The organism is Mycobacterium sp., assembly GCF_049673265.1.
Lineage (GTDB): Bacteria > Actinomycetota > Actinomycetes > Mycobacteriales > Mycobacteriaceae > Mycobacterium.
The window spans coordinates 1-6,374 of sequence record NZ_JBATXN010000636.1; the positions used below are offsets into that span (position 1 = coordinate 1).

Here is a 6,374-nt window from a genome sequence, read left to right on the forward strand (position 1 = left end):
CTCCCACACTGTTGGTGCCCTTGCTCGGCGTCCTCATCGAAATGCTTGTCGCCAAAGGGATCATCTCGACCCTCGGGCATCTCGGATACATCGAGCTGTCGTCGTTCGCAGTGAACATCGTGATCGCGTTGACCCTGGGTGCGGGCACGGATTACGGCATCTTCTTGATGGGCCGCTATCACGAGGCACGCCTGGCCGGTGAAAGCCGAGAAGACAGCTTTTATATCGCGTACAAAGGCGTCACGCCCATCATCATCGGTTCAGGGCTGACGATCGCCGGCGCGTGCTACTGCTTGACGTTTGCGCGACTGAACTACTTCCACACCATGGGGCCGGCGGTCGCAATCACCATGCTGTTCACCATCGCCGCGGCGATGACGCTCGGCCCGGCAGTTTTGACGGTCGGCAGTCTCTTCGGGATGTTCGACCCAAGGCAGCAAGTGAAGGCGCACTTGTACCGGCGGATCGGCGCGAGCGTAGTGCGCTGGCCAGTGCCGATCCTGGTCGCCAGTTCGGCCATCGTGATGTTTGGGGCGATTTTCGTACCGAGCTACCGACAGAATTACGACGACCGGCAGTATCAACCACACGACGCACCCGCCAATCTGGGTTTCCAGGCGGCCGATCGGCACTTCCCCAAGAGCAAGCTGTTCTCCGAGATGCTGATGGTCGAGACCGATCACGACATGCGCAACTCGGCAGACTTCATCTCGCTGGACCGGGTCGCGAGAGCTTTGATTCGCCTCAACGGCGTGGCCATGGTCCAAGGCATGACCCGACCGTTGGGCCGAGCCCTGGAGCATGCCAGCATTCCCTACTTGTTCACCACCCAGGGCAGCGGCAACGGTGCGCAGTTGCCGTTCAACCGGGAACAGAACTCCAACACCGACCAGCAGGCCAACATCCAGGCGCACTCCGTGGAGGTCCTGCGCAAGGAGATCGGCTTCTTTCAGAAGGTGTCCGACGAACTGCACCAGACGGTGCTGACCGTTGAGGACCTAGAACGGGTCAGCAACGAGATGAACGAGGAAGTCTCAAACCTTGACGATTTCTTCCGCCCGATCAAGAGCTATTTCTATTGGGAGAAGCACTGTTTCGACATTCCGATCTGCTGGTCGTTCAGATCGTTGTGGGACACGATCGACCACATCGACCACCTGGCCGAAGACATCAAGTTCGCCAGAATCTCGCTCGTGGAGGTGGACAAGGCTTTCCCGCAGATCATCGCCCAACTGAAAGCCACCGCAGACGACACCGAGGCACTGCAGTCGAAGCTGGTCAACAGCTACGGGTCGGCGGACCTACAGTCACTCCAAACAGAGCAGACGTTCGATGATTCGATCAACGTGGGCAACGACTGGGACAAGTCCCGCAGCGACGACTTCTTCTATATCCCACACGAGGGTTTCGAAAACGAAGACGTCAAGACAGGCATGAAACTGATGATGTCGCCGGACGGCAAGGCGGCCCGGTTCATCGTCACCCATGAGGGCGACGCCATGGGCCCCGAAGGTGTGGAGCATGTCAAAATGTTCCCCGAGGCAATAAAAACGATCTTGAAAGAGACTTCGCTGGCGGGCGCGCGGGTTTATATCGGCGGCTCGGGATCCAACGACAAGGACATCAAGGAATACGCGATGTCGGACCTCACGATCGCGGCAATTGCGGCGTTCGTGCTGATCTTTCTCATCATGATGTTTATTACGCGAAGTCTGGTGGCGGCCTTGGTGATTCCCGGCACCGTGGCGTTCTCCTACGCTGGGGCGTTCGGACTGTCCATCCTCGTTTGGCAGCACCTGATCGGTTTGCACCTCCATTGGCTCGTCCTGCCGCTGACATTCATCATCCTGGTGGCGGTGGGGTCGGACTACAACCTGCTGTTGATCAACCGGGTCAAGGAAGAGATTCATGCCGGGTTGCATACCGGCCTGATCCGTGCGCTCGGAAGTACGGGTGGCGTAGTGACGTCGGCGGGTTTGGTGTTCGCGTTCACCATGTTGGCAATGCTCACAAGCGATCTCAGAACGATCGGTCAGGTGGGTTCCACGGTATGCATCGGCTTGCTGCTTGACACGCTGATCGTGCGCTCGTTCGTCGTGCCGTGCATCCTGCGGATCCTCGGGCCGTGGTTCTGGTGGCCGACACTAGTGCGCTCGCGTCCGCTGCCACAGCGATAGCAGGCTGCTTACGGAACGTCTCGGATAACCCGGCACGGATTCCCGGCTGCGACCACGTGCGCCGGTATGTCTTTGGTGACGACGCTGCCGGCGCCGATGACCGCGTTGTCGCCGACGGTCACGCCGGGACAAAGGATGGCGCCACCGCCGATCCAGACATTGTGGCCAATTACGATGGGGGAGGCGGCTTCCCAGGCTGCTTGCCTAGCCTCGTGGTCGTCGACGGGATGCCACGCGGTGAGAAGCTGCACTCGCGGACCGATCGAAACGTGGTCGCCAATGGTGATAGCCGCGCAGTCCAGCATGATCGAGTCGTAGTTGACGAAGGTGTTCGCACCGACCGTGATATTCGTGCCGTAGTCGCATTGAAATCGCGGCAGTATCACCGAACTGGTTCCGAATGATCCGAGTAGCTCACACAGCAGCTGTTGTCGTGCATCGTCATCGTCTGCCTGCGTTGCGTTGAACACGTCGAGCAGACGCTGGCACGCCCGTCGGCTGGCGAGGAGATCGTCGTCATCGGCTTTGTATAACGCACCGCTGAGCATTCGCTCACGCTGACTTCGGGTGTCCATATCAGTTCTGTCGATCCGCCAATTCAGCGACGAACCGATCGATGAAGTCATCCAACGGCTGATCACCTGCGGGCCGAATGACGAATTTCGTCAAACCAGCGTCCACGTAGGCGTCTAGTTGGCGATGGAGCTGATCCCAGTCGGAAGCGATCAGTTCATCCGGATCCAGATCTGGACGACGCCGCCGGACCGCCATGACCAACTCCGCCGGCACCTCACCGTCAGCGACGGCCAAGGAAATCCCGAAGTGATCCGGCTCGATGTGTCGGCTCGCTTGCGCCGCAGCGTGTTCGATGGCTTCGCGGGCCGCCCGGGCCTCGGAGGGTGTGAGGAAACTGCCCAGCCAGCCATCGCCGAACGCGCCGATGCGCCGAAATGCCGCTGGCGCGGAACCACCCAACCAAATATCCAGCGGCGGCACCGGTCGGGGCGTGATCGCCGTCTCGCTGACCGTGAAAAATCGGCCGGAGTAGCTAGCGGAATCCTCGACCAACGCCGACCGGAGTAGCTGCAGCGACTCGTCGAACACCGCGGCGCGCTCGCCGTCGGGGACGACAAAAAGCTGGCGCTCGGCCGCGATTGCCGACCGCAACCCGAAGACCGGCAGCACCCGCTTGGGCGCAAGGGCCGCCAGCGACGCCAATTGTTTGGCCACCAGCACCGGATGCCGCCCCGGAAGCACCACCACGGAGGTGCCCACCTTCAATCGGGTTGTCCTGGCCAGTGCATATGCCATGCCCACCATGGGATCCACCGCTGGGGTGTAGACCAGCTCGGAAAACCACAGCGAGTCGACCCCGCTGGCCTCGAGATGGTCGACGATGCCGGCGAGCTGCCCTGGGTCGGTGTTCAAGCCCAGGCTGACTCCGAAGCGAATCTTCAACGCGTCTGCCTCCGTCTTTCGCACGTACGTATCGCAACGCGGCCGCGCCGCCATTTCTGCCCGCGGGGCTGGAACCAACCGACGCCGGGCACGCTAACGGGCCGATTCAGACTGATGTGTTCCTGTTACCAGAACGTGGTCGATGCCGGCTCGTTTTTCCACTAGCTTTACGACTCGGCTGGTCTAGTACTGCGCGGCGTCGGCAGCCGCTGGCACTGGAACCCAATTACGAAGCACGGGGGATTGATGGATTTCGAGGGCGGACATACCCGGAACCTCATGACAATGGCTCGGCGAGCAATGCGGGGGGATCACGTCGACAAGGGAATGCTCTGCACGGCCGCGATCAGAGTTATCGACAACCCTCCTCGGGATGGCATCTTGCGCAGTTTGGCCGACCACGTATGCCAGGCCGTCTTTGACTGGGCTTGCTTCGACGGCTCCCGAGCACGGCTCGAGGGTGTCGTTGAAAGCTACCGAACGGCCGCTAGCGCCCTGCGAGTCGAGGAGCAGTTCAACAAACTACGGCACTAGCGCCTTTGCCTCAGTTCGTTATTGGTCAGTCGGCAGCAGATGCGGAAGGCCGAAGTGCGCCAACGCATCCAGATCCTGAAACGCGACGACGTGGCCGACGCCCCGCGGCTCAAGCGTGAGCACATGCAGGGCATGCAGGCGATGCTGGCCACCGTCGGTCGCTGGGTACAGCGCCAATGCCGGTTGCCCATTGGCGGTGGTCCGTATGACCGGGGTGTTGCCGAAGGCGCGCATCCGCGCACCAAGGAATTCACCGATCGTCGTGCTGCCCTGAAACCACGTCATAAACGGCGGCATTTCAAAGACTGCATCTTCGGTCAACACTGCGACCAATCCGTCAACGTCGGCATTTTGAAATGCGGCCACATACCGGTCGAGCAGTTCACGCTGCCTCGGCTCCGACGGCGGCACCAACGGGTCGCCGTCGGCGGGCAGATTTGAGCGGGCCCGCTGCAACGCACTGTTGACGGCCGCCACGCTGAGATTGAGCAGCGCCGCGACTTCCGCTGCGGACCAACCCAATACGTCCCGCAGAATGAGCACCGCGCGCTGCCGCGGCGGAAGATACTGCAACACGGCCACGAAGGCCAGCCGCATGGTTTCGCGCGAAGCCACCACCGCGGCGGGATCGGAAGTCGTGCCGGCCAGTAACGAATCTGGTGCGGGCTGCAGCCAAGTCACCTCATCGCCGGGAACGGGGCGCGCGGTGGGGTCGGTGGCCGGCGCATTCAGGTCCGATGGCAGCGGCCGACGTTTGCGGCGCTCGATGGCTTTCACGAATGCCCGGGTGGCGATGGCATACAACCAGGTGCGCAGGGACGAGCGCCCTTCGAACCGATCGTAGGCCCGCCATGCGTCCAAATAGACGTCCTGCACCACTTCTTCGGCGTCGTCGACCGAGCCGAGCATGCGGTAGCCGTAGGCGACCAGCTCACCTCGAAACGGCTCGGCGAGACGCGCGAAGTCTTCTCCCCCACGATCAATGGTGATGCTCATGACGATCCGGTGCCCCATACGTGTCGTGCCACGGCCATTCGTTGATATAGCGCTGCCGGCCCCGCGGGGTGAGATCTAGGAACCGGTAGGTGCTCAGCATGACATCAGCACCGACACCGTAGGCCGAATAGGTGTGAAGGACCTTGCCGTCGTCCTGGACGAAGACGCTGACGGCCTGTCCGTCGGAACCGTTGGTGGCCGCGAACTCCAGCCCTTGGCGCAGCCGGGTGGCCGTGTCCTTGTAGTTGTATTCGACCGGTGCGATCGACTCGTCGGTGCTGACGTGGAAGTCGTAGTTGAAGTCGCTGCCATGTGACGAGTACCAGGGCAGCCGCCATCCCATGCGGGCCTTGAACTGGCTGAGCCGTGCGTACGGCACGCGCGACACCAGCGCCAGTGTGGTGTCGGCGCCTTCGTTGAGATGGATCGGATCGGGCATGTTGTCCACGGCGAACGAGCAACTCGGACAGCCCTCATCGATGTCATGCAGCCACATGAAGTGGTAGACGATCAACTGGCTGCGGCCTTCGAACAAGTCGATGAGCGCTACCTTTCCGTCGGGTCCGTCGAAGGCGTAGTCCTTGTCCACGGGCACCGCGGGAAGCGCGCGGCGCTCCTCGGCCAGCGCGGCGAGCTGCCGGCTGGCGGCCTTCTCCTTGACCAGTAGGTCCAAGCGCGCCGCCAGCCACTCCTCGCGCCACGCGGTATGTGTGCTTTTCACGGTGAATCCTTTCCTCAGTACTACTGAGGACCCCACCGGTCGAAACTCATCGTCCGGCCTCCGTGATAGGAACCGATCAACGCCGCACGCGTCACGACCGGCTTCGTCGCCAGGCGCTGGGCGAGTTCTCGGTGAAATTCGCGATAGGCGTCACAGTCCGCGAATGGGTCGGCGTTGCCGTCGAACGCGACGATATGCATGAATCCGACCCCGTCGTCGAGCATCAAGACCTGATACTGCATTCCGCCCGGATCTCGGGCAGCCAGTTCGGCAAGCACATCCTCGATCAGTTCGCGGTTGCGTCGCGCGCTCTGACGCGTCGTGACGTACTGCACCACCGCAGCTCTGCGCACCACGATCACCTCCCTGTAGTAGAGAGACCTGACGGATACCAAACTCATCGCACGGTGACGCCTGGTCGCGCTAACGGCGATGAGTTTCGGCGGCTCGCCGCCTCCATATCGACGACGGCAGAAACGCCGCTAGAC

At 61.8% G+C, this 6,374-nt stretch carries 6 protein-coding genes; 1 reads left to right on the plus strand and 5 read right to left on the minus strand.

Features of this window, described 5'->3' with window-relative positions; all coding sequences use genetic code 11:
- The coding region (locus tag WBF82_RS21580; RefSeq protein WP_424384968.1) for an RND family transporter at positions 1-2,177 on the plus strand (2,177 nt) is incomplete at its 5' end.
- 8 nt (positions 2,178-2,185) lie between these two features.
- On the opposite strand, the gene WBF82_RS21585 is transcribed toward WBF82_RS21580, so the two are convergent.
- The 5 genes from WBF82_RS21585 to WBF82_RS21605 form a co-directional block, all read right to left on the minus strand.
- The gene (locus tag WBF82_RS21585; protein WP_424384972.1) at positions 2,186-2,725 is read right to left on the minus strand and encodes a sugar O-acetyltransferase; all 540 of its coding nucleotides are present in this window, start codon (positions 2,723-2,725) and stop codon (positions 2,186-2,188) included.
- A gap of 28 nt (positions 2,726-2,753) precedes the next feature.
- Positions 2,754-3,635: a TIGR03854 family LLM class F420-dependent oxidoreductase gene (locus WBF82_RS21590; RefSeq protein ID WP_424384973.1), complete on the minus strand. Its 882-nt coding sequence runs from the start codon at positions 3,633-3,635 to the stop codon at positions 2,754-2,756.
- Between the two features lie 552 nt (positions 3,636-4,187).
- Positions 4,188-5,165: a sigma-70 family RNA polymerase sigma factor gene (locus tag WBF82_RS21595; protein WP_424384969.1), complete on the minus strand. Its 978-nt coding sequence runs from the start codon at positions 5,163-5,165 to the stop codon at positions 4,188-4,190.
- Complete coding sequence (locus tag WBF82_RS21600) at positions 5,149-5,886, minus strand: DUF899 domain-containing protein (protein WP_424384970.1); 738 nt, start codon at positions 5,884-5,886, stop codon at positions 5,149-5,151. The genes WBF82_RS21595 and WBF82_RS21600 overlap by 17 nt, the downstream gene beginning before the upstream one ends.
- Before the next feature lie 20 nt (positions 5,887-5,906).
- Entirely contained in the window at positions 5,907-6,242 is a 336-nt protein-coding gene (locus WBF82_RS21605) for a hypothetical protein (protein ID WP_424384971.1), read from the minus strand.
- Positions 6,243-6,374: the final 132 nt, after the last annotated feature.

Coding starts and splice junctions, on each gene's coding strand:
- WBF82_RS21585 (WP_424384972.1), bottom strand. CDS start 2,725: ATGCTCAGCGGTGCGTTATACAAAGCCGATGACGACGATCTCCTCGCC.
- WBF82_RS21595 (WP_424384969.1), bottom strand. CDS start 5,165: ATGAGCATCACCATTGATCGTGGGGGAGAAGACTTCGCGCGTCTCGCC.